This window comes from Acidobacteriota bacterium (assembly GCA_030949985.1).
Classification (GTDB): Bacteria; Acidobacteriota; Polarisedimenticolia; order J045; family J045; genus JALTMS01.
In genome coordinates, this window is sequence record JAUZRX010000019.1 from 1 (window position 1) to 22,985 (window position 22,985).

The window sequence follows — 22,985 nt, forward strand, 5'->3', positions numbered from 1 at the left end:
GTCGGGGTCGAATTCGTCCATGAAATCGCTCCAGCACCCGCGGCAATAGGCGGCGCCGCACTCGCGGCAGACGCAATCGAGTTCGAGCCAGTAGCGCGGGGGGATGGCCTGCAAGTCACCCTCGCGGAGCGCGGCGATGATCTGGTGCACGAGGGCGGCCTCGTGAAAGAGGGTGGTGAATCCGGTGTTACCGGCGACGGTCAGGCTGTGGACGCCGGGCTGGTTCGTGGGACCCATGTCGGTGACCGTGGATGCCGGGCCGCCGCAGGCCGCACAGGTCATGGTGACGGCTTCTTGCCGGGGGGACGTGTTCGCGGTGTCGTTCATGGTCTGCCTCCTTGGCGGGCGGGGGCCCTGCAAAAGGAGGATCGACACTCCAGGCGCAAAAGTCTAATCGAATATTTTTAGGGGACAGATCCATCCGGCTGATGGATTCAGGGCTGCGCCAGCGCCTCCCGCAGGGCCTCGGCCACCCGGCCCACCTGGCCCTCGTCCAGCCGCGTGTGGAAGGGCAGGGCGATGGTGCGGGCCGCGACGGATTCGGTGACGGGGAACATGCCTTCCCGCAGCCCGAAGCGCTCGCGGTAGAACGGTTGGAGGTGGATCGGGGCGAAGTAGTTGCGGCAGCCGATACCTCGGGCGCGCAGCGCGTCGAGCACCCGTCCGCGGCGTTCGCGGTCGCTGCCTTCCTCGAGTGCGATGACGTAGACGAACCAGGAAATGCGCTGCTCCGCCGTGGCGGGAGGCGGCAGGATGATCCCCTCTACCTCGCCAAGGGCCTGGGCGTAGAGTTCGTAGACCTTCTGGCGGCGCTCGATGAAGCTCTCCAGGCGGCGGAGCTGGACGAGCCCCAGGGCGCAGAGGATGTCGGGGATGCGGTAGTTCCAGCCCAGGCGTTCGTGGCTCAGCCAGGTGCCGTCGGCGCCCCGGCCCTGGTTGCGCAGGGAGCGGAGGGTGGCGGCCAACTCCCGGTCGTCGGTGACCACCATGCCGCCCTCGCCGGTGGTGATCTGCTTGTTGGGATAGAAGGCGAAGCACCCGGCCCGGGCGAAGGCGCCGGCCATGCGCCCGCCGATGCGGCTGCCGAGGGCTTCGCAGGAGTCCTCGATCACCTGCAGGTCGTGGCGCCGGGCGATTTCCATGTAACGGGGCATGGGGCAGGGCCGGCCGAAGACGTGCACCGGCAGCAGCCCGCGGCAGCGGGGACCGATGGCCGCCTCGGCCGCGGCGGGGTCCATGTCCCAGGTCACCGGGTCGATGTCGGCGAACACCGGTCGCACCCCTTCGAAGAGCAGGCAGTTGCTCGAGGAGATGAAGGAGAACGGGGTGGTGACCACCTCGTCGCCGGGGCCCCAGCCCAGGGCGTGGACCAGCATGTGCAGCGCGGCGGTGCCCGAGGAGACGGCGACCGCCTCCCGGGTGCCGACGTAGCGGGCCATGGCCTGCTCGAAGGCTTCCAGCCGCGGGCCGAGGCTCAGGTGCTGATCCTCGAGAACCTCCACCACCGCGGCGATTTCCTCGGGGCCCACGTCGGGACAGGCGAGGGAGATCGTTTCGGCCATCGGCTCCACCATGGGCAACGCTCCTTGCTCCACCCCGGCCAGATTACCTCGACCCGGGAGCGGTTTCACTTCTAGAATGTCACGGTTTCCGGGGTTGTCGGCAAGTCCCTTCCCGCGGCCTCCGGCCTGGAGGATCCACGATGAGTACCCATCGCGCCGACTGGCACACCTACTTCATGAACATCGCCCGCCAGGTGGCGACGCGCTCCACCTGCGAGCGCAAGCACGTCGGCGCGGTGATCGTCCGCGACAAGCGCATCCTCTCCACCGGCTACAACGGGTCGATCCGCGGCCTGGACCACTGCGACGACGTGGGCCACATGATGGAGGCGGGGCACTGTGTCCGCACGGTGCATGCCGAGGCCAACGCCATCGTCCAGGCGGCGGCCAACGGCGTGGCCGTCGACGGCGCCGAGATCTACATCACCGCCAGCCCCTGCTGGAACTGCTTCAAGCTGGTGGCCAACGCGGGCATCCGGGCGATCTACTTCGGCGAGTTCTACCGCGACGAGCGGATCTACGATTTTGCCAAGGCTCTCGAGATCCGGCTGATCGATCTCAGCGGGAGCGGGGAGTAGGTCGAAATGCCGCGCCCGCTCAGCCGACACCCACCGGCTCCTTCGAGGCCTCGAGAAAGGACATGTCGGCCCCCGAACTCTTGAGGGTGGCGGCCATCGTTCCCTTGTCCACGGCGCGGATCCAGGCCTCCTCGGCGGTGATTTTCTTCTCCCGCACCAGTTCCATCAGCGCCTCGTTCAGGGTCACCATGCCGAACTTGCGGCCCGTCTGCATGATCGAGGGGATCTGAAAGGTCTTGCCCTCGCGGATCAGGTTGGCCACCGAGGGGATGCCGATCAGCACTTCCAGCGCCGCGACCCGGCCCCCGCCGATCTTCTTGCAGAGCGTCTGGGCGATGACGCCCTTGAGCGACTCGGAGAGCATGGTACGTACCTGGTTCTGCTGCTCGGGGGGGAACTGGTCGATGATCCTGTCCACCGTGGACACGGCGGTGGTGGTGTGCAGGGTGCCGAAGACCAGGTGGCCTGTCTCGGCGGTCTCGATGGCGATGGCGATGGTTTCGAGGTCGCGCATCTCGCCGACCAGCACGATGTCCGGATCCTCGCGCAGGGCCGCCCGCAGGGCCTTCTTGAACGAGTCCGTGTGAATCCCCACCTCGCGCTGATTGACCAGGCAGCGGATGTTCTCGTGGACGAACTCGATGGGGTCTTCGATGGTGATGATGTGATCGTTGCGGGTTTTGTTGATGTGGTCGATCAGCGCGGTCAGGGTGGTGGACTTGCCGCTGCCGGTGGGACCGGTGACCAGCACCAGCCCCTTGGTCAGTCGACACAGGTCGAGGATCTTCGGAGAGAGCCCGAGGTCGTCGGCGGTGAGGATCTTCGAGGGAATCGTTCGGAACACCGCCCCCGGGCCCTTGCGGTCGAGGAAGATGTTGGAACGGAAGCGGGCGAGCCCGGGAATTTCGTGGGCGAAGTCGGTGTCGTGGCAGCGCTCGAACTCCTCCCGGTTACGCTCGGGCATGATCGGCCAGAGCAACTCGCGGATCGCGGCGGCATCCCGGGGAGCCTCGCCCTCGATGCGCTGGATTTCCCCGTCGACCCGGAGAATCGGCACCTCTCCCGAGGAAAGGTGCAGGTCGGATCCCCCGGCTTCCACGAGCTTGTGCAGCAGCCGGTCGATCTCCAGCCCGCCGGCGGGCTCGGCGGAGGCGGCCGGAACCGCTGGCACCGGAGTCTCGGCGGCCGGCTGGGGTGCCGGTGCGACCCGGGGCGCTGGGGCGGCCTGGGGCGCTGGAGACGCCTGGGGCGCCGGGGGCGTGGGGGCCTCGGGGGTCCCGGGCGCCGGAGCCGCCGTCGGGGTGAAGACTGCCTCGAGTCCCGAGGCCGAGGCGTTCACCCGGAGCTGTATCGGCGGCAGTCCCGGACGGACGACGGTGGCTTCCAGGCTGCCCTGGCTCTGGATCTGCTCCAGCTCCGGCGCCGAGACCACCTCGGCAAGCAGGCCGAGGACCTGCTCGAGGTTGGGCTGGACGGAGGAGGCCGGCTGCAGGCCTTCGGGCAGGAGGAAGGCGGGGGAGCGGCCGGCGACGAGCTGCAATTCCCGGGCCTTGCGGTCGTACATCGCCTGGAAGAAACGGTCGAGCTTGGCCACCTGGGATCTCCACGCGGGCACTCTGCGCGCCGGCGGTGGCCGGCGCGGCGCCCCTGCGAAGAATCTAGGAACCGCGGGCGGAAAAGAAAAGGCCGGAGCCGTGGGGGCTCCGGCCTTTTCCGGATCGCGCCGCATCGGTGCGGATCGGGGGGCTACTGGACCAGGATCGTCACCTTGTCGATCTGGAGCGGCTCCCGCGGCGCGCCGGACGAAGTGCCGGCCCGCTCGAGGGCATCGAGGGTCTCGAAGCCGTCGACCACGCGGCCGAAGACGGTGTGCTTACCGTCGAGCCAGGGGGTGGGCTTGAAGATGATGAAGAACTGGCTGCCGTCGGTTCTCGGCCGGCCGGTGTTGGCCGTGGAGAGCACGCCTCGCCGATCGTGCCGGACGTTCATCTTGGTCTCCCCGGCGAAGCGGTAACCCGGCCCGCCCCGGCCGTTGCCCAGCGGGCAGCCGCCCTGGGCCATGAAGCCCGGGATCACCCGGTGGAAGGCCAGGCCGTCGTAAAAACCCAGCCGCGCCAGGTAGATGAAGTTGGTGACGTGCATCGGCGCGGCCTTGGGCAGCAGTTCGATCTTCATCGAGCCCTTGTTGGTCTTCATCAGGGCGAAGTACTTGCGCCCCTTGGTGAAGGTGACCTTCGCGGGGAGGGGAAGCTGGACCCGCCAGGCCCCGTCGCTCTTGTCGATCTCGGCCTTGGCGATCATGGCGTCGATGGCTGCCAGGGCGGCATCGGGCGCCGGGGCGGGCGCGGCCTCGGTGGCCAGCGCCGCGGGCAGCGCCAGGGCCAGCAAGGTCCACAGGGCAAGGATGTTCCGCTTCATCGATCTCTCCTAGTAGTACCAGCTGAGCACGGCGTAGAGCTGCGGGCTGCGGCGGAAACGAGACCCCGTGCGGGCCACGTGATCTCCGGCCTGGATCGTCCGGGTGGCGGCGGGCTTGCGGTAGCCCACGTCGGGGGTGTAGGACGAGAAGAGATCGCGCACGAACGACTTGTGTTCGGTCTGCAACCAGCCGAGTTCGAGTTTGAGGTTCTGGTCGCGGACGTACCATGTCACGCCGCCGCCCCACTGGCGCAGGCGCTCGCTCAGGGCGATCCAGGAGGGCCGGTCTTCGATCACCGGGGTGTCGGTCTGGCCGGTGTTGGTCAGCACCGGCGGCCCGAGTTCGGTCGCGACCGGGTCGACGATGCCGAAATCGGGCTGCTGGGCCTCGACCCAGCGGCCGACGACCTCCCAGTTCCGGGCCACGAAGAGGCCGACTTCGATTTGCCACACCTCCAGGTCCTGGTCATCACGACGCAGGACCACGGCGGAGGTGGGAATTGGGATGCCCAGCACGTGGTCCGCTTCGGGCCCCGCGTTGACCAGGCGGTTGTTTTCGTAGGTCCACTTCTGCCAGCTCGTCAGCAGGGTCACGGCTTCGGCCCGGTAGCCGAAGAAGAGCTCGAAGCCATCCCGCGAGACCGAGGGCTCGCACTCGGCCCCGGCCACCGGCAGACAGAGACCCTTGGTCTGCGAGTCGACCATGCCGAGGGAGTTCTTGACGAAGGCGGCGCCCACGGTGACCTGTTCTTCGTCCGGGCGCTCGTAGCGCGGCGAGTCGGAGTCGAAGCCGTCGGGACCGGTCAGCTCGAAGCGCAGGGCGATCTGCTGGTCGGTGTCCGTGTCGTAGGTGTTGCGCCCGGAGCCGTTCTGGACCGCGGCCTGGGCGTGGAAACGCCCCCGCCGCCAGTCGATTTGGAAACCGGGGTCGCGCTCGGGCGAGATGTAGGTCGTGGCCGGGGAGAGCCGGGGCAGGAGCTGTCGCCAGCTGCGCTGGAGCTGGAAGAAGCCGAAGGGCGTTTTGAACTGGCCGAAGGTCAGCGCCCACTGCTCGCCGGCCCGGATGCGAACCCAGGCGTCGAGCAGTTCCATGTCGGTACCTCCGCCCCGCGTCTCCGATTCCAGCCGGAAGGTCAGCCAATCGGCGACCGCCTTGCCGGTGAAGATCGCTCGGGCCCGCTGCAGGTCGAAGCCCTGCTGCTGGGGAAAGCGAATGCCCGCGTCGGAGGAGAAGGCGTCGCCCGTTGCGTAGGGGAAGGCGATCTCCTCGTCGTTGTTGCCGAGCCAGCCGTAGAACGAGCCCGAATAGTCCAGTTCGTCCCGCGAACGGTTGACGGCGACTTCTGCAAAGAAATGCATGTCGAGGGAGAAGTGCTCGCCCTCGGCAATCCGGATGCCTTGTTCGTCCGCCGAGGCCTCGCCGGCCAGGCTCGGAAGAGCGACGGCTCCGGCGGCGAGGACGGCGAGCAGGGCTCCCATCGATCGTAGCTTCATGACCAGGTCCTCCTCTGGGTCTGCGGAATCGCGGCGGCTCTAAAAGGCGTGCTGGATTCCGATGCGAATGAAGTTGGACTTGGCCTCGGTTCTGCCGCGAATGAAGTCGCCGGCCGCGAGCGCTTCGAGGGGGTCGCTGATGTCCAGGCGATCATCGATGGCCATTTCGAACTGGCCCACGTTGATTTGCAGCTTGAGGTCGTGGTTGCCCGTGAAGTAGTAGTTGAAGCCCGCGGTCAGGGCCGTGGTCTCGTACTCGCTCTGCAGTTCGCCCGTGTAGATCGTGTCGAGCGGGTCGGTGGTCCAGGACTCGTAGCGCAGGGCCACTTCGCTGTGATCGCCCACCCAGGCTCCCACTTCGACGGTGCAGGAGTCGAGTTGCAGCTCGTCCGGCCCGCCCGCGGGGTTGAAACCGGCGTTGTCCTGGCTCCAGGACTGCCACGAGAAGTTGGCGCGGACCCGCGTGCCGGCCACACCGCCGAAGACCTCGAAGGCCGACAGGTTGTCGGTGGCATAGCCGCAGGTCTGGGCGAGGCTGCCCTCGCAGACCATGGTGGAGCCCACTTCGTTGTCGTGGGCGGCCACGCCGATGCCGTAACGCAGGCCCTCGTACCGGCCCGGGAGGGCCGTCATGCCGCTGCCGAAGAAGCCGGGCGTCTGGATGTAGACTCGGCCCGACCAGGCGAACTCGTCGTTGTCGTCGCCCAGGCTGCCGGTGCCGTTACCGTTGCTCAGCATCGCGTCCCAACCCACCTTGTCGCTGGCGGTGTGGCCGGAGTAGCGCACGCCCACCTGGCGGCGCGGAGCGAAGGGCTCGCCGCTGAGGTAGGGGCGCTCGAGGAACATCTGGTCGCGGGAGTACTCCTGGTAGAAGTAGTCGAAGGGGTCCTTCTGCTGGCCCACTGTCATGCTGTGATTCTCGCCCATGCGGAACCGCAGCCACGCGTCCTGCAACTCCGGGCTGAGGGCGGTGCCGTAGCTGGGCATGGAGAGCATGTCCCCGCTGGGGGAGGGGAGGCTGGCCAGGTCCACGTCGACCATGTAGCTCAGCCACTCCGCACCGGCTTCGCCGAAGAAGCGCAGCCGGGCGCGGCGGACGATGAAATCGGTCTGGGGGTCGAAGTCCGTGCTCGGCACCCCCGTGTAGAGGGGGCCGGAGAAGGTCACCTCGTCATCGTTGTAGTCCGCCCGGACCTGCAGCAGAGTCGAGACGTTGAGACTGAATGCCTCGCCCTCGCGGATGAAAAACGCACCGTCCTCCGCCTTCCCGGCCTCGCCGGCCCAGATGGGCAGTGACAGACCGGCGGCCAGGCAGAAGATTGCCAACGCCTGGATCGACTTCCGCATGAAAGACCTCCTTGATTCCCCTGAATCGGCTGATGTTCACGCTCTACCGCGCCCGGCCACCTCTCCTCTCCGGTGGCGCGCCGCGAAGCGGGCAAGATATCGCGTCCGGGGGGGCTCCGCAATCGAGGCGGAGACGGGGCCGGCGGGCGGTCTCAGGCCAGTCGGTCGAGGTGGGCGCCGAGATGGGCGGCCCCCGAGCCGGGTTGGGGAAGGGGGACGGTGACGCCGCCCGGGCGGTAGCTCAGGACCCGCTCCGCCGGGAGGGGGGGGAGTTCCCGCGGGCCCCGCGGGCCGCCGGGCCGGGGTTTGCCGCCGGCAGGAGCGCCTGGGCGCCGATGGCCCTGGCGGGGGGCTTCGGGTTCGGTCTCGGAGCCGCCGAAAGTCGCCCGCACGCCCCAGCGCACAGCCGACCTGGGGTTCCCGTTCGGATCCCGCGCATACCGCTCATAGACGGCCTCGAGCCGCACCGGGCTCATGCTGGCAACCACACGGTCATCTTCGGCGGAATATAAGGCCTTTTGGAGGCCGGCGAAAGCTTCTTGCCGACGGTTTTTCGGCGCGGTTCGTCGATCCGCTGCCCCGGGCGGGAGGGACGGGGCCCCCGGCGCGCCGCACCCCGCGAAACGAGGCCGCATGGGGCATACTGGCGGGCCGGCGTGCGGTGTCCCGGTCCCCCGGAAGCTCGTTCCCGGGGGCGCGGGGGGCTCGCCGCGGGCCGCCGGGCGGGGACGTGGCCCCCGGCTGCGTTCGAGGTTGCGATGACACGCGTTGTTTCACTCCTGCTGATCCTGGCCGCTGCCGCGCCCGCCGCCGCGGGGGGCGCCGCCAGGGGCCGCTTGCGGGGCGCCGTGCGCTCGGCGGAGGGGCGGGCTCTGCCCGCCGCGGCGGTGATCGCCCAGCGCACCGCCGGACCGGCCTTCCTGGGGCTGACCGTGACCGATGGCCGTGGACTCTATGCGCTCGACGGTCTGCCCCCCGGTCCTTACCGCGTGCTGGCGCTGGCGGAAGGGTTTCAGCCCGCACGGCTCGAGGGCATCGTCGTAGGGGGACCGTTTCGGGCGGTGGCCGAACTGACCCTCCTCCCGGGATTCGCCGCGCCGGTTTCCGTCGAAGCGGCCGGTCAGGGACCGGGGCATGCCTTGCGGCTGCAAGCCGAGGACGAGCGGGGGGCTCCCCTGGCCGGCGTTCACCTGACCCTCGAACCCGTGGGGCAACGGGCCAACCCGGTCCGGCGGGTGACCGATGAGCAGGGCGCGGTGCCACCCATCGATCTGGCTCCAGGCCCCTGGCGCCTGCGGGTCGGCCGGGCGGGCTGGGCCCCGCTGGTCATCGGACGCCTGGCCTGGGGTACGGGCACCCTGGATCTGCGGGTTCGCCTGCGCCCCCTCCCCGAGCGTGCCGAAACGCCCCTCGACGAACTCGTGCCCCAGCCGCTGTGGCTCGACCACTCAGAGCCCCGGGTTTCCCCCGGGGGCGTTTTCTCCTCCGCGCTCGTGCCCGGGCCGGACCGCGCGGTAGCCCTGGCGGTGGCGGATGTCGTAGCCCCGGCTGCCGGGGACACGCACGCGGATCCGGACCAGGCGCCCGTCGAAGACCTCGTTGTCCGAGGCGTAGACCACCTGGTACAGGGCGCGCAGTTCCTCGGCGATCAACTGGTAGACACCGGCCAGTTCCTCGGCCTTGCGGACGAAAAAGGCGCGACCGCCGGTCATGCGGGTCAGCCGCTTGAGGGCCGAACGGGCGGTGCTCAGGGGTTGGACGCCCAGGCCGATGGCGTAGATCGTCACGTCGGAGAGTTCCGCTTCCTCCGTGATCGCAGCGAGGTCGAGGCGTGATTCGGTATCGTCCCCGTCGCTGAGGATGATCAGCGCCCGGCGTTCGGAGGGCACCTGGTAGCTGACGCGAAAGGCGGCATGGAGGGCGTCGTAGAGCGCGGTGCCGCCCACCGGGAAGGTGCCGCCGATGGACTTGCAGGCGGCGTCGAAGTCGTCGGTGATCTCCTCGACGAGGAAGACCCGCTCGTCGAAGTCCACCACGAAGGTCCGGTCGCCGTCCCGGAGCGTTTCGAGAAAGCCGCACGCCGCCTGTTGCGCGGCTTCCATCCGCCCCCGCATCGAGCCCGACGAGTCCATCACGATGCCCACCAGGATCGGCCGCTCCTCCCGGGAGACCTCGACGATGCGCTGAGGGCGGCCGTCCTCCTCGACGACGAAGTCGGAGGCTTCGAGACCGGTGACCAGCCGGCGGTCCTGATCCCGGACGCTGACATCGAGGACCACCCGCTGCACATGGACCACGTACCGGAGGTTCAGGGTGCGGGTGATGGCGAAATCGGAGACGGTGGGGCCGTCGCGGTGGTGGGCGACGACACGCACCACGTGCTGGGCGCTGGCCTCGCCGAAGTCGTATTCGGCCTGCCAGGGGGGCTCCCGGTCGGTGAGCACCAGGCGGTCGTTGACGTAGAAGCGGACGGCCTCGATCTCCCGTGGGTCGTCGATGGTGACCGCGGCCCGGATCTGCCGGGGCCCCGAGACGACCTCGCCCGAACGCGGGGCGAGCAAGGTCACCTTGAAGCCCTTGCGGGCCGTCAGGTCCTGGGCGGTCGTCACGGCCGCCACCAGGACCAGGGCCGTCAGCAGGCCGGTGAGCCGGGTCCGGGTGTCGCCCTTCACGGTGCCTCCTCCCCCGGGGGGGCGGCCCCGGGCCGCAGCCGTTCGAGGACCGCGTCGGCCCGGGCCGCCCGCTCCGGTGCCGGCGAGGCCGCCAGGTAGGCCTCGAGTTCCCGGACCAGGGTCTCGTAGTCGCCACGCCGCAGGGCCAGGCGTGCCAGGCCGGCATGGACCTCCGCCGGCGGGTCGGGTTGGTCCAGGATGCGCCGGTAGAGCTTTTCGGCTGCCTCCTCGGCACCGGTCAGCTCCAGGGTGAGAGCCAGGTTGGCCAGGTCCAGCGTATCCGCCGCTCCCCGCCGGTCGATCGTCTCGAGTACGCCACCGGCCTCGAGGGGATAGCCGGCGCGGTAGAGAATGGCCGCCGCCCGGCGCTCCAGGGCCGTGTCCACTGCCGGTCCGGCCAGGGCGCGCTGGGCGAGGCGGGCCGCCCGCTCCGGCTGCCCGGTTTCCACCAGCGAGGCGGCCAGTTCCAGGGTCTCGCCGGGCTCCGGCCGGCCTTCGCCGACGAGCTTTTCGATTTTCGCGAGGTGCTCCCGGCGCTCGAGCCAGCGCGCGCGGGCCGTGTCCAGCGCCCGGCGCTGCCGGCCGAGCAGGCGCTGGGGATGGGGCACCTCGAGCTGCTCGACGGCCTCGTCGATGCGCCCGGTACGAGCCAGGATTTCCGCCAGGACCCGTCGCGCCTCGACCAGGTCCGGATCGAGGCCGATCGCCTCGCGGGCCTGTTGTTCCGCCTCACCGAGGGCCTCGAGAGAGAGCAGGGTGCGGGCGGTCAGGGCCGGGATCCGGGCGTCGAGGGGGCGGAGCGCCCGCGCCCTGCGGGCCGTGGCCAGGGCGCGGTTGGCCAGGCCCGCCTCGAAGAGAATCCGTGCGAGGCCGAGTTGCACTTCGCCGTCGTCGGGCCGCAGCCGTGCGGCCTCCTCGATGTCGGCCCGAGCCTGCTGGATGCGGCCCTCGCGCAAGTGGAGTTCGCCCCGGTGCAGCCGTGCACGGGCGTCGGTGGGGTTGGCCTCGAGGGCCTTGCCGAAGAACTCGAGGGCGGCGGCGGTGTCGTCGCGGGCCAGGGCGAGGCGGGCCAGGCCGTCGTAGGCGGGGGAGTAGTCGACCCGCACCTCGAGAGCCCGGTAGTACGCCGCCCGGGCGGGGGCCGTACGGCCCGCCGCCAGGTAGGCGTCGCCGAGGGCGATCGCGACCCCCAGGTCTTCGGGGGCCAGGTCCCGCGCCAGTTCCAGGAACGAGATGGCCTCTTCGGCTCGGCGCGCCGCCAGCAGGGCCCGGCCGCAGCCCAGGTTGGCCCGGGCGGAGTTCAGGCCCCGCCGGGCGGCCCAGCAGAGGTCGTCCACCGCCGCCGCCGCGTTGCCCTGGGCGAGGGCCGCCAGGCCGCGCCCCATCCTCCGGGTGAATGCTTCCCGCACCCATGCCGCGTCCTCGGCACGGGTCGGTGGGAGGATGGCCGCTGTCAGAATGACGAGGCAGAGCAGTCGCCTGTGCATGGCTGCCGTCCAGCATAGCGCGGGCGCCTCCAGGAGCCAGAGCCGGGAGGCTGTCCGGGCTTTTCCAGGAAGGCCGGGACGGGAGGGAGCGCGGTTCAGCGTCCGGTGGATGGGAAGCGCAGCCGGAAACGCAGTTCCCGCAGATCCGGGTCGTGGGGGTCGAGGCGGATCGCCGCCTCGAGGGCCTCGAGGGCCTGTTCCCGCCGGCCCAGGGCGTTGAGGGAACGGGACCATTCCACCAGGGGAAGGGGGTCGTCCGGGGCCCGGCGGGTCACGTCTTCGAGCACCCGGGCGCTGCGGGCCGCGTCGCCGCCCTCCTCCCTGAGCCACACGCCCCAGGCTACCTGCGCCTCCACGCTGGCGGTGTCCGCCGCCGCCCAGCGCTCGAGCACCCGGCCCCGGCCGGCCTGGCCATCGACGCTCGCGGCCAGCTCCGACCACAGGCGCCAGGCCTCCGGGTTGAGCTTTCCCGCGCAGCGGTCGGCGAGGGATTCGAGAGCCTCGAGGGCGTGCCCGGGTCTGTCCATCCGGCGGTGGATCTCCGCCTCGAGCAGGCCCGCGTCGAGGGCCACGCCGGCGCGGCAATCCGGATCCGCCGCCGCGGCCTGGCGGGTCCGCTCGAGGGCCCGGCGAAACTCCCGCACGCGGAGTGCTTCCCGGCCCTCGCGCAGCAGGTCGGCGGCCCCCGAGGGCTGCTGCGGCGATCGACGCTCCGCGGATTTCTCGTAGGCCTGGTCGATGCCCTCGATCAGCCGTTCGGGCGAGGAATAGCCCACCAGGTCCACCAGCAGGGAGCCGTCCTTCGGATCGATGATCAGGACGGCCGGCAATTCCCGCACGCCGTAGCGCTCGGAGAGGTCCAGGCCGAGCCCCCGGCGGGCGTCCACCTCGCGCCGGAGGGGGACGGTGTTGCGTTCGACCACGCGGGTCACGCCCTCCTGGCTCCAGACGTCCTGATCCATCACGCGGCAGTACTTGCACCAGGTGGCCCAGCAATCGACGAGCACCAGCCGCCCCTCGGCCCGGGCCTTTTCCATCGCCTGCTGGAGATCGCCTTCGAACCAGGCCACCGCCGCGGAGGCGGGCGCCGGGGTCGCTGCCGCCAGCAGCAAGGCGACCAGCAGGCGCTTCATGCCACCACTCCACGGACCACGCGCCCCTCGTCTTCCAGCCCGGTGACGCGAAGGTCGAAGAGTTCCGCCCGGGGCGCGTCGGCAACCAGCACCTCGATGTAGTTGGCGGTCAGGGCGCGCCTGGAGCCGTCGTCCGCCACCGCGTCGAGGCCCAGGGCCGGCAGGACCCGGCCCAGCGCCTGGGCGCGGAAGGCGCGGGCTTTTTCCTCTCCCAGGGTGCGCAGTTCCGTGGTGCGCCGGCCGGCCACCCGTTCGGGAACGGGATCGCTGAGGTCGGCGGCGCGGGTGGTGGGGCGGGGGGAGTAGGTGAAGACGTGGAGGTAGGCCAGGGGAAGATCGGCGATGAAGGCCATCGTCCGGCGGTGGTCTTCGGGCTGCTCCCCGGGAAAGCCCGTGATCACGTCGGCCCCCAGGCAGATCCCGGGCACGCGCTCGACGGCCATCTCGATCACGGCCCGGTAGTGGCGCCGGCGGTAGTTCCGGGACATGCGGGCCAGCACCCGGTCGGACCCGCTCTGCAGGGGAATCTGCAGGTGGGGCGCGATTTGCGGGGAGGCCGTGGCCATCAGGTCGAGCAGGCGCCTGTCGATGGTGCGGGGCTCGAGAGAATTGAGCCGCAGGCGGGGGGGCACCGCTTCACCCGCCAGCGCGTCGAGCAAGGTCTCGAGCAGGTCGCTCAGTGCTCGCCGGGGCTCGAGGTCGGCCCCCCAGGATCCGGTGTTGACTCCCGTCAGGCCGATTTCCCGCACTCCCCGGCGGGCCAGGCGGCGGGCGGCGGCCACGATCGTCTCCGGAGTCGTGGAGCGGCTCGGTCCCCGCACGGAGGGGATCACGCAGTAGCTGCAGGCCAGGTCGCAGCCCTCCTGTACCCGGAGGAAGGCCCGCGAGCGATCGCCGAAGAAGAGATCGATGGACGCGGTCGAGCAGGTTTCCGTCGCACCGAGCAGGGAGGGCAGGCGCTCGCGCTGAGAAAGGCCCACCACCTCGTCCAGCACCCCCAGCTCTTCGAGGGCGCGGGGTTCCCGCTCGGCATAGCAGCCGGTGGCGATGATCCGTGCCTGGGGGTTGAGCCTTCTCAGGCGGCGCGCCAGGCGCCGGCCGTCGGCGTCGGCCTTCATCGTCACCGTGCAGGTGTTGAGTACGATCAGGTCGGCCTGGGCTGGATCGTCGGTGGGCGTGTGCCGGCCTTCACGCAGCCAGCCCTCGGCCCGGGCCGAGTCGAACTGGTTGAGCTTGCAGCCGAGGGTCGCGATGTAGTAGCGGCCCATGCTGCTAGCCCTGCGCGTCGGCGTCCAGGCTCTCCCTGGCCCGGCGGGAGGCCTGCTCGACCTCTTCGGCCATCGACCGCCGGCGCTCGGCCAGCCGTTCGGCCAGGCGCGGGTCGGAGAGGGCGAGGATCTGCACCGCCAGCAACGCGGCGTTGGTCGCTCCCGAGCCGCCCACGGCAAGGGTGGCCACCGGCACGCCGCGGGGCATCTGCACCGTGCTCAGCAGGGCGTCGAGGCCATCGAGCAGGGGGCCGGCCAGGGGCACGCCCAGCACGGGGCGCGAAGTATGGGCCGCCACCACTCCCGCCAGGTGGGCGGCCATGCCGGCGCCGACGATGAAGACCTCCACGCCCTTGGCTTCGGCGCGGCGGATGATCTCCACGGTGCGTTCGGGAGTGCGGTGGGCGGAGGTGATCTCCAGGTCGAAAGGCACGCCGAACCCGGCCAGTTCCCTGGCGGCGCGGCGCATCACGTCGAGGTCGGAGGCGGAACCCATCAAGATCATCACGCGGGGAGAGTCGCTCATGGTCAGGTCTTCCTCGCGGGATCAGCCGTCGATCCCGGCAGCGATGTCCCGGCGGTAGTGAGCGCCGGAGAAGGTGACGCCGGCGGCGCCCTCGTAGGCCTTGGCCCGGGCGGCGGCGAGGGTCGGGCCGATGCCCGTGACTCCCAGGACGCGGCCGCCGGAGGTGCGGATTTCCCCTCCCGGGCCGGTACGGGTGCCGGCGTGAAAGATTACGATGTCCTGCCGGCCGGTGAAGCGTTCGATGTCCAGGATCTTCTTGCCCTTCTGGTAGTGTCCGGGATAGCCCTGGGAGGCCATGATCACGCACACCGCCGCCTCCCGGCGCCATTCGACCCGCACGGTGGACAGGTCGCCGTAGGCGGCGGCCGAGAGCAGGGGCACCAGGTCGGATTTCAGCCGGGGCAGGATCACCTGGGTCTCGGGATCCCCGAAGCGGCAGTTGTATTCCAGCACACGGGGCCCGTCGTCGGTGAGCATCAAGCCCACGTAGAGCACGCCGCGGTAGGGATGCCCCTCGGCGGCGATGCCCCGGATCGTCGGTCCGACGATCTTCTCGAGGGCGTAGGCCGTCAGCTCCCGGTCCAGGTGCAGCGCCGGGGAGTACGAGCCCATGCCTCCCGTGTTCGGCCCCCGGCCGTGGTCGTAGGCACGTTTGTAGTCCTGGCAAGTCACCAGGGGGATCACGCGCTGTCCATCGCTGATGGCGAAGAAGGACGCTTCGCGACCCCGCAGGCACTCTTCGATCACCACCGTGCGGCCGGCGCCGCCGAAGGCCTTGTGGATCATCAGACGCTGGATGGCCTCCCGCGCCTGATCCCGGGTCTCGGCGATGAACACGCCCTTGCCCGCCGCCAGGCCGTCGGCCTTGATCACCAGGGGACGATCGGCCTTGTCGATGTAGGCCAGGGCCTCCTCGGAGCGATCGAAGATTTCGTAAGGCGCGGTGGGAATCCGGTGGCGGGTCATGAACTGCTTGGCGAAGACCTTGCTGCCCTCGAGGCGGGCGGCGCCCGCGGTGGGCCCGAAAACCGCCCGGCCATGGGCCATGATCTTGTCGGCGATGCCCTGCATCAGCGGCAGTTCGGGGCCGACGACCGTCAGGTCGATGCCCTGGCGGGCCACGAAGTCCGCCACGGCTTCGGGGTCCGAGGAGGCCAGGGGCGGGCAGTCGGCGATTTCGGCGATGCCGGCGTTGCCGGGGCTGCAGAAAAGCTCCTCCACCCCCCGGGACTGGCGGATCTTCCAGGCCAGGGCGTGTTCGCGGCCACCGCCACCTAGAACCAGGACCTTCATTCGGGGTCTCCCACGGTACGGGCGTCCACCCGCCGGGGGCGGGGCCGGCGGCGCGCTCGCGAAGCCGCCATTATCGAGCCCCCTTCCGGGGAGTGTCAAAAAAAGCTGGGCGCGTCCCCTGCCTCCCGAGGCCTGGCCCCGGCCGGGGGTTGCCGGGGTGCCGCCGCCCGTGGTACACAAGCCTCCGCTCGCGGCCCTCGAGGGCCCCGGGCGGAGGTGCTCGGGTTACGGGAAAGGGGTGAGATTCCCCTGCCGCCCGGCGACTGTGAGCGGTGACGGTGACTGCGGGCTCCGCGCCCCCCGGCCCCAGGTCGGGGGTGGGCGGAGCGGCCACTGGCCCATTTCGGGGGCCGGGAAGGCGCAGCGCACCGGACGACCCGCGAGCCAGGAGACCGGCCCCAGCACGAAGGGCAGAACCAACCAGGGGCAGGTTCCGCCACCGAACACCCAGGGATGGTTGCCGGCCTGCGGTCGGCGCCGTCGGATGGCCCCGTCGCCCGCCGCGCCCGCCAGGCGCAGGGGGGAGCGGGGCTTTTTCGATTCCCTCACGGGAGTCCTCACCAGGGGTGGCCGGCGCGGAGTTCTGTCCACGACGCCGGGTCTTCGATCTCACCATCGAGGGAGATTCCCCTGGGAAGAGCCGGCCGTGGGCAGATCCGCGTTCGGACCCTCCACGGAAATCCACATGCGTCGTTCCATGCTGCACCGTGTCTTTCTCACCGTCTGTCTGCTGGCTGTGCCGGCCCTGAGTTCAGCCCAGGTCGCACCGGGACCTTCCGGCTGGCTGACCCTCTTCACCTCCGATCCGATGGCCGATCCGGCCGTGGTGGTCGACGGCCCCGTCGCCGAGCGTCTGAACTGGCAGGCGGACATGCCGGCCTTCCCGGGTGACCGGCCCGGCTCCCTGGCCGTCCTCTACCGCTCCGACCTGCCCGCCGCGCGCCTCGGCTGGCGGCTGGCCGACGCGGTGGACGAGACGATGGACTTCGTCGCGGGGGCGGTCTTCGTGCTCGACGGAGCCCATTTCGAGGCCGATCCGTTCGGCTTTTTCCAGGTCTCCTGGGGACTGTGGAACGAGCGCCGTACGGGGCTCGACCGCACGGGGGATTTCGACGATCCGGCCGCGGACACCTTCGAACTGCTGGAGTTCGACTATTTCCCCAACGTCTCGCCCTACTTCGGCGGACCGTGGCTCTCGCCCACGACCTTCGGCGCGGCGGATCCCGACAACCCGGTCTTCGACACCCTCGGGGCCTTCGCCAACTTGACCTTCGGGTCGGCGGCGGTGGAACTGCCCCTCGACACTCCGCTGATCGCCACCCTCGAGCATCGCGCGGGGATGGATGCGGTGATCGTGCGGGTCGGGCGTATCACCCCCGACGGCGGGATCGAGCCCATCGAAGGGGCGGAAGTGGTCGAACCCCTGGCCTGGTTGAGCCGGCGGGAGTACGGCCTGGACACGCTGGGGCTGACCCTCTGGCACGACGGCTATACCGGCCCGACCCCGGCCCTCGACGCGAGGGTGATCTTCCACGGCCTGTTCTTCTTCGAGGGGTTGCCGATCACCCCTGAGGAAGTGCTCGATGCGCTCTACTGAGCGCGTCCTGCTGCTCGCCGCGTTCTGTGCTGCGGGAGCCTGGCCTGCGGGCCGGGCTCTCGCAGCCGAACGTTCGCTGCCGGTGGACTGTCTGCCCGACCAGGTGCTGCGCTGGGAGGCCGCCGGCCCGGATCCCGCCGCCCGTCACGGGGCCGCCAACCTCCCCGGCATCGTCCTCGGACCGCCCGGCCCTTCCCTGGCCACCACCGGCTCGACCTCCGTCGCCTCTCTCGGGCCTGCCGGCGGCATGGTCTACGAACTGGTGGACGTGGAAATCGAAGATCGCCCCGGGCCGGACTTCATCGTTTTCGAGAACGCTTTTTTCGTCGGCGCCGCCCCGACGGGCCCGGACGACGATTACACGATCTTCGCCGAGCCGGGTTTCGTCGAGGTTTCCGCCGACGGCGAGACCTGGGTGCGCTTTCCCTACGATCAGCAGGCGCTCGAGGCCGCCCGGGGGGGGAACATCGATCGCCGGCAGCACCTGGCCTTGAAGGGCCTGGCCGGCATCACGCCCACCTTCACCGGCAACTGGACCGTACCCGACGATCCGGCCCAGTGGGATCCGGCGGGCCCCGGCGGCGTTTCCGGGGCCGGGGGGGACGCCTTCGATCTGGCCGACGTGGGGCTGGCCCGGGTGCGCTGGCTGCGCATCATCGATGCCGAGTCGAACAACGGTTTTCCCGGTGCCGGCGAGGGCTTCGATCTCGACGCGGTGGTGGTCCTCCACGGTCGGCCCCTGCCTCCGGCCACCGCGGACACCGACGGGGACCGGTTGTCGGACCGGGTGGAAGAGCGGCTGGTAGGCAGCGATCCCCTCCTGGCGGACAGCGATGGTGACGGCACCGACGACGGTCGCGAGGTGGCCGGCTGCCGCGATCCCCTGTCACCCGGGGAGGATCCCTGGTGGAGGGTCGAGCCCCGCCTCTGGCTCGAGCGGGAAGGGGAGACCGATCGCCTGCGCTGGACCTGGACCGGAGCCGACGACCTCTACGACGTTCTCTCCACACCCCTCGAGCAGATCGTCGACGCGGGAGAGTGGGTGGATCTCGGTCCCGGCGACTGCCTGGGGCAGGCGGTGGCCGGTGTCCGCCTCGACCTGGTGGAGGCTGCTCCGCCCCCGGGTGCCGTGCGCAGCTATCACCTGCGGCTGACCGGCACGATTCCCTGGGGACGGTCCTCGGAACTCGAGGACCGGGAAAGCGGGGCCGGCTGCCCGTGATACCGCGGCTGCCGGGAGTGATCGCCCTGGCCTGGGTGGGAGCGGCCCTGGCCGGCTCCGCGCCGGAGCCCGACCCGCCCCTGTCCACCGGGAAACGGGAAGAGGTGGAGGTGCGGGCCGACGCTCCCACCGCGGACGAGGCCACCGGTTTCGGTACCGAGGTGGACCTGGGGCCGGTGGAGGGCCGGGCGGCGGATCTCCAGGATCTGCTGCGCCTGGTGCCCGGGGTGCGGGTGACCAGCTACGGCGGCCTGGGGCGCTATGCCACGGTCTCCCTGCGGGGCTCGGCGGCGGACCAGGTGGCGATCTACATCGACGGCGTGCTGCAGAACCCGGCCCTGGGAGGCGCCGTGGATCTGTCGGGGATCCCGGCCAGCCAGGTGGCCTCCATTCGGGTCTACCGGGGAGCCCCTCCCGCCGCCCTGGGCCTCGAGGGCATGGGCGGCGCCATCGACATCCGTACCCGCGGGGCGGGGCCGGACGGGCCCGGGCCCCGGCTGCAGGGTGACTTCCTGGCCGGGAGCCTCGAGACCCGCAGGATCACCGGGCAGTGGCGCGGAAACCTCGGTGCCGGGCGAAGCCTGAGCCTGGGTTTCGAAAGCCTGGACTCCGAAGGCGCCTTCACCTTCCTCAGCGACAACGGCACATCCCAGACCACCGCCGACGACGGGCCCCGTCGCCGGCTCAACAACCGGGTGCGCGCGCGCCACGGCCTGCTTCGGCTGGCGGCGGGGGAAGTGGCCGGTGGCCCCCTGGCCTTCTCGCTACGCTGGCTCGGGCGGGAGCGGGGGCTGCCGGGCACCGAATCGCTGCCGGCGCTGGCCGCCGCCTCCCGGGAGGAACACTGGGACCTGACGGGTCGATGGTCCCGCGGGAGCGGAAGGCCGGGGGGAGCGGATGCCTGGTCCGCGGCCTTCGACCTGCGGGCCCACCGGGACCGCCTGACGGATCCGGAGGGTGAGCTGGGCTTCGGGGCGCGGGACCAGCTGACCCGCACCGCGGGCGGCGGCCTGCGCGTGGCCTGGCGCGGAAGTCGGGGGGGGCACCGGCTGCTGGGCCGGCTCGAGCTGCGCTCCGAACGGTCTCGGGTTCGCGAGGCCCTGCTCGATCTCAGTGACCGGGGCGGTCTGCGCCGGCGGACCTTCAGCCTGGTGGTGGAGGACTCGGCGGCGGCGGGCCGGGGCTGGTGGCTCTCGGCGGCGGGGCGTCTCGAGCGCCGCCGGGACGACTTCGTCAGCCCCTCTCCGGGGCTGCTGCCCCCGCCCGCGGACGACCTGGCCCGCTGGGAGTGGGGCGGGCGCCTGGCCGCCGCCCGGCAGGTTCGGGGAGGCGTGGTGCTGCGGGCGGCGCTCGCCCGCACGGTGCACGTACCCGGCCTCGACGTGCTTTTCGGCGACCGGGGGGCCGTACTGGGGAATCCGGCCCTGCGGCCGGAGACGGCCGTGCAGCTCGAGTGGGGCGCCGTGGCCACGCGGCGGGCGGGAAGGGGCCGGCTGGAGGTGGAACTGAGCGCCTGGGCCCGCCGTTCGAGGGACCTGATCGTGTTGTTGCCGATCTCCTTCGGCCGCGTGCGGGCGCAGAACCTGGACCGGGCCACGGGCGTCGGGCTCGAGGGCAAGCTGCGCCTGTCTTGGAGGGAGGGATGGTCCGCCGAGGCGGGGGGGAGCCTCTCCCGTCTACGGGATCGGAGCGGGGGGATCTACGACGGTCACCGGCTGGTCGGTCGCGCCGATCGGCAGGGTTACCTGGCCCTGCGGGCCCGGCCGGGAAAGTGGGAGGCGGACTACGAAGTGAGCTATCTGGGGCCGGTGGCCACCGATCGCCTGGACACGGCCGAAGGGCGCCTGCCCTCGCGGGCCATTCACGACCTGCGCGTGGGCCGTCGCCTGGGTCGGGGACTGGCGGTCCACGTGGAAGTGCGCAACCTGCTCGACAGCGCCGTGCGCGACGTGGCGCGCTTCCCCCTGCCGGGCCGCAGTCTCTACCTGCACCTGGGCTGGAAGGACGGGCGATGAGGACTCCCGGAGCATGGCTGTTGCTGGTGTGGGGGCTGGCGTCCCTGCTCGCCGGCTGCGGGGGCGAGGTGCGCCCGTCCGCCGGGGAACCTTCCGGCCCCGCCGCGGAGGAACTGGGCGAGATCTTCGATCTGGACGTGGAGCTGCCGCACCTGGTTTTTCCCGATCGTGCCGAGCGGGGCGCCCGGCTGACCCTGGTCCTGGAGATCAGCGGTCGGGGGGAAGGGCGCCGTCCGGCCCGCGTGGTGTTGCAATCGGCCCGGGTGGGCGGCGCCCCGGTGCCGGTGGTCGACCTCGGCTCCGGCGAGGTGCAGGTGGACGTGGCCGGTGACGACTGGCAGACCTCCCGCATCGGTCCCCTGCAACTCGAGGGCAGCGCCTTCGAAGTGGTCCTGCGGGGGCGCCTGGAGGACGCGGGCCATGCCCTCGCCGGCGTGAGTTGGGAGAGTCAGTCGGGGCTCGAGGGGACTTTCGTCGGCTGGCGGCGGCAGCGTTTTCTCGTGGCGGCCACCGATTTTCTCTCTTCCGGCCGCCTGCGGGTGCTGTCCGTCGCCCGGGGCCGGGAATTGATCGACGAGGGGGCCGGCGCGAGTGTCAGCTCCGACCCGGTGCTCTCCCGGGCGGGAGCGGTGATCGTGATCAACCGCCTCGGTTTCGACAACCTTCAGCGCCTGGACCCGGGCCGGGATTTCGCCACCGCCTGGCAGCGGCGGGTCGGCGAGGGCTCCAACCCCCACGACGCGCTGGTGGTGGACGGCCGGGGCTTCGTCACGCGCTACGAGCCGCCCTTCAGCGACCTGGCGCGCTTCGACCCGGGTCGGGGCGAGGTCGACGCCAGCGTGGGCCTCGAGGAACTGGCCGAGAACGACGACGGTTATCCCCGCCCCGATCGCCTGGCTTTCGCCGCGGGCAAGATCTTCGTCGGCCTGCAGGACATCGATCGCACATTCACCCGTTACGCCGACGGTAAGCTCGCGGTGGTGGATCCCGTCACCCTGGACCTGGAGGGAGCGATCCTCTTGCCGGGCCGCAACCCGGGTCGCATCCTGGTCGCCCGCGAGGCGGGGCGGGAGAAGCTCTTCGTGGCCCTGGCGGGGATCTTCCCCGGGCTGCTGCCCCAGGAACTCTCCGGGGGCGTGGCCGTGGTGGACGTGGCCAATCGTGTCTTCGAACGCTGGGCGCTGGACGACGATGCGGCCGGGGGCAACGTGGCCGACCTGGCGCTGGCCTCCCCCCGCCTGGGCTATGTGCTGGTCTCCGATGCGGACTACGTCCACCGGGTCCTGGCCTTCGACCCCGCCGTCGGCGAGGTGCGGCGCACCGTGCTCGAGAGCCCCGATTTCGTTCCCGCCATCGCCTTGTCGGGGGGAGGGGTGTTGGCGGTGCCCGACCGGGACTACCGGGCCCCGGGGGTCTGCTTCTACCGCGTGCCCCGGACGGACGTGACGCGGACGGAGACCGCCCTCGGTTGCCTGCCCGTCGGTCTGCCTCCCGCGGCCTTGTCGGCCCTCGACTGAGGCGGGGGGAGTCGCGGTGAGGCACAATCGCCGTCCGGGAGGCCGATCATGAGATTCCAGTGGCGGGTCTGCGTCACCGTTCTGGCCGCGTGGCTCCTGGCCGCCGGAGGAAGCCGGGCGGCCGCGCCGGGCCTGGGCGAGCTGCACCTCGATGCCCGAGCCCTGCGGGCCGTGGTGGCCGGCCATCTGCCCGGTCCGGTGAGCGTGACGGTGCCGGGCATGGGGACGGCGACGTTGCGGCTGATCGCTCCGCGGGAGTTGCGTCTGGTGCGCGGAGGCATCGAGGGACGTTTCGGCCTGCGGGTCGACGCGTTCGGCCTCGAGGGCTCCGCCGATGTGCGCTACGTACCGGAGGTGCTGCGTCAAGAGGGCATCATCCGCCTGCGGGCCGAACGGGCTCGGGCCGAGGGTGTGCTGGCGTTGCTGCCCGACCTGGCTTCCGTGCTGCCTCCCGTGGACCTGCCCCGGGTCCTCGAGTGGCCGGCTCCCGATCCCGAGGCGCCCCGGGTGAGCATGCGCCTCTACGTGCAGGACGTGCGGATCACCGACCGGGCGATGGTGATCCGCTTCTCCCTGCAGGCCCGTCCCCTCCAGGCGCGGTGAGCGTGGCTGTCCGGGACGCCGATGGCGGTCTATCCCCGGACATGACGACGCTCGACTTCGATCTTCGGTTCGTCATCTGTCTCATCCTGCTCCTGCCCACCCCGGGGTTCGGGGCGAGTTTCGGTCCCGCCCTGGCCGCCGCCGCCCCGGTCTGCGCTTGCCGGTGACGGTGATGCTCCTCGCCTGGAGGGCGTGCGGATCGTCTGCGACGGGGATTGAGCGGCCCGCGGCGGCCGGCGAACAACTGCGTCCC

Annotated in this window: 20 protein-coding genes and 1 riboswitch; of the genes, 7 read left to right on the forward strand and 13 right to left on the reverse strand. The window is 71.1% G+C overall.

Annotated elements, in window-relative coordinates:
• Together Q9Q40_04675 and Q9Q40_04680 are read right to left on the reverse strand one after the other, a co-directional pair.
• Nucleotides 1–327 (reverse strand): hypothetical protein (locus tag Q9Q40_04675; GenBank protein MDQ7006505.1); only part of this gene is annotated, 327 nt, incomplete at its 3' end.
• A gap of 107 nt (nt 328–434) precedes the next feature.
• Nucleotides 435–1,574, reverse strand: coding sequence for a DegT/DnrJ/EryC1/StrS family aminotransferase (locus tag Q9Q40_04680; protein ID MDQ7006506.1), 1,140 nt, complete (start codon nt 1,572–1,574; stop codon nt 435–437).
• A gap of 128 nt (nt 1,575–1,702) precedes the next feature.
• Between Q9Q40_04680 and Q9Q40_04685 the strand changes: the two genes are divergently transcribed.
• Nucleotides 1,703–2,140 (forward strand): cytidine/deoxycytidylate deaminase family protein, encoded by a 438-nt coding sequence (locus Q9Q40_04685; GenBank protein ID MDQ7006507.1) that lies wholly within the window; start codon nt 1,703–1,705, stop codon nt 2,138–2,140.
• Nucleotides 2,141–2,159: 19 nt separating this feature from the next.
• Here the strand turns inward: Q9Q40_04685 and Q9Q40_04690 are convergent, their stop codons facing one another.
• The 11 genes from Q9Q40_04690 to purD form a co-directional block, all read right to left on the reverse strand.
• A complete protein-coding gene (locus Q9Q40_04690) occupies nt 2,160–3,734 on the reverse strand; it encodes a type IV pilus twitching motility protein PilT (GenBank protein ID MDQ7006508.1) in 1,575 nt (524 codons plus the stop codon).
• Between the two features lie 152 nt (nt 3,735–3,886).
• Nucleotides 3,887–4,558: a peptidylprolyl isomerase gene (locus Q9Q40_04695; GenBank protein ID MDQ7006509.1), complete on the reverse strand. Its 672-nt coding sequence runs from the start codon at nt 4,556–4,558 to the stop codon at nt 3,887–3,889.
• A gap of 9 nt (nt 4,559–4,567) precedes the next feature.
• Entirely contained in the window at nt 4,568–6,052 is a 1,485-nt protein-coding gene (locus tag Q9Q40_04700) for a porin (GenBank protein ID MDQ7006510.1), read from the reverse strand.
• A 39-nt stretch (nt 6,053–6,091) separates the two neighbouring features.
• Complete coding sequence (locus Q9Q40_04705; GenBank protein MDQ7006511.1) at nt 6,092–7,399, reverse strand: porin; 1,308 nt, start codon at nt 7,397–7,399, stop codon at nt 6,092–6,094.
• 152 nt (nt 7,400–7,551) lie between these two features.
• Nucleotides 7,552–7,875 (reverse strand): hypothetical protein, encoded by a 324-nt coding sequence (locus Q9Q40_04710; GenBank protein ID MDQ7006512.1) that lies wholly within the window; start codon nt 7,873–7,875, stop codon nt 7,552–7,554.
• A gap of 972 nt (nt 7,876–8,847) precedes the next feature.
• Nucleotides 8,848–10,071 (reverse strand): VWA domain-containing protein, encoded by a 1,224-nt coding sequence (locus tag Q9Q40_04715; GenBank protein MDQ7006513.1) that lies wholly within the window; start codon nt 10,069–10,071, stop codon nt 8,848–8,850.
• Nucleotides 10,068–11,558, reverse strand: a complete 1,491-nt coding sequence (locus Q9Q40_04720; protein MDQ7006514.1) for a tetratricopeptide repeat protein — start codon at nt 11,556–11,558, stop codon at nt 10,068–10,070. The genes Q9Q40_04715 and Q9Q40_04720 overlap by 4 nt, the downstream gene beginning before the upstream one ends.
• 95 nt (nt 11,559–11,653) lie before the next feature.
• A complete protein-coding gene (locus tag Q9Q40_04725) occupies nt 11,654–12,691 on the reverse strand; it encodes a thioredoxin family protein (GenBank protein ID MDQ7006515.1) in 1,038 nt (345 codons plus the stop codon).
• The gene (locus Q9Q40_04730; protein ID MDQ7006516.1) at nt 12,688–13,959 is read right to left on the reverse strand and encodes a MiaB/RimO family radical SAM methylthiotransferase; all 1,272 of its coding nucleotides are present in this window, start codon (nt 13,957–13,959) and stop codon (nt 12,688–12,690) included. Before Q9Q40_04730 ends, Q9Q40_04725 begins: the two co-directional genes overlap by 4 nt.
• A 4-nt stretch (nt 13,960–13,963) precedes the next feature.
• The gene (gene purE / locus Q9Q40_04735; protein MDQ7006517.1) at nt 13,964–14,485 is read right to left on the reverse strand and encodes a 5-(carboxyamino)imidazole ribonucleotide mutase; all 522 of its coding nucleotides are present in this window, start codon (nt 14,483–14,485) and stop codon (nt 13,964–13,966) included.
• A 21-nt stretch (nt 14,486–14,506) separates the two neighbouring features.
• Complete coding sequence (gene purD, locus Q9Q40_04740) at nt 14,507–15,778, reverse strand: phosphoribosylamine--glycine ligase (protein ID MDQ7006518.1); 1,272 nt, start codon at nt 15,776–15,778, stop codon at nt 14,507–14,509.
• 227 nt (nt 15,779–16,005) lie between these two features.
• A riboswitch (cobalamin riboswitch) is annotated at nt 16,006–16,173 on the forward strand.
• A 290-nt stretch (nt 16,174–16,463) separates the two neighbouring features.
• Here purD and Q9Q40_04745 point away from each other — a divergent pair.
• The 6 genes from Q9Q40_04745 to Q9Q40_04770 are packed head-to-tail and all read left to right on the forward strand — an operon-like array spanning nt 16,464 to nt 22,899.
• Nucleotides 16,464–17,375 (forward strand): hypothetical protein, encoded by a 912-nt coding sequence (locus tag Q9Q40_04745; GenBank protein ID MDQ7006519.1) that lies wholly within the window; start codon nt 16,464–16,466, stop codon nt 17,373–17,375.
• Nucleotides 17,362–18,597 carry a hypothetical protein gene (locus tag Q9Q40_04750; protein MDQ7006520.1) on the forward strand — a complete coding sequence of 412 codons (1,236 nt, stop codon included), beginning with the start codon at nt 17,362–17,364 and terminating at the stop codon, nt 18,595–18,597. Before Q9Q40_04745 ends, Q9Q40_04750 begins: the two co-directional genes overlap by 14 nt.
• Nucleotides 18,594–20,612, forward strand: coding sequence for a TonB-dependent receptor (locus Q9Q40_04755; protein MDQ7006521.1), 2,019 nt, complete (start codon nt 18,594–18,596; stop codon nt 20,610–20,612). The genes Q9Q40_04750 and Q9Q40_04755 overlap by 4 nt, the downstream gene beginning before the upstream one ends.
• Nucleotides 20,609–22,129, forward strand: coding sequence for a hypothetical protein (locus Q9Q40_04760; GenBank protein ID MDQ7006522.1), 1,521 nt, complete (start codon nt 20,609–20,611; stop codon nt 22,127–22,129). The genes Q9Q40_04755 and Q9Q40_04760 overlap by 4 nt, the downstream gene beginning before the upstream one ends.
• A 48-nt stretch (nt 22,130–22,177) precedes the next feature.
• Entirely contained in the window at nt 22,178–22,732 is a 555-nt protein-coding gene (locus tag Q9Q40_04765; GenBank protein ID MDQ7006523.1) for a hypothetical protein, read from the forward strand.
• Nucleotides 22,729–22,899, forward strand: a complete 171-nt coding sequence (locus Q9Q40_04770; GenBank protein ID MDQ7006524.1) for a hypothetical protein — start codon at nt 22,729–22,731, stop codon at nt 22,897–22,899. Before Q9Q40_04765 ends, Q9Q40_04770 begins: the two co-directional genes overlap by 4 nt.
• The last annotated feature ends 86 nt before the right edge of the window (nt 22,900–22,985 follow it).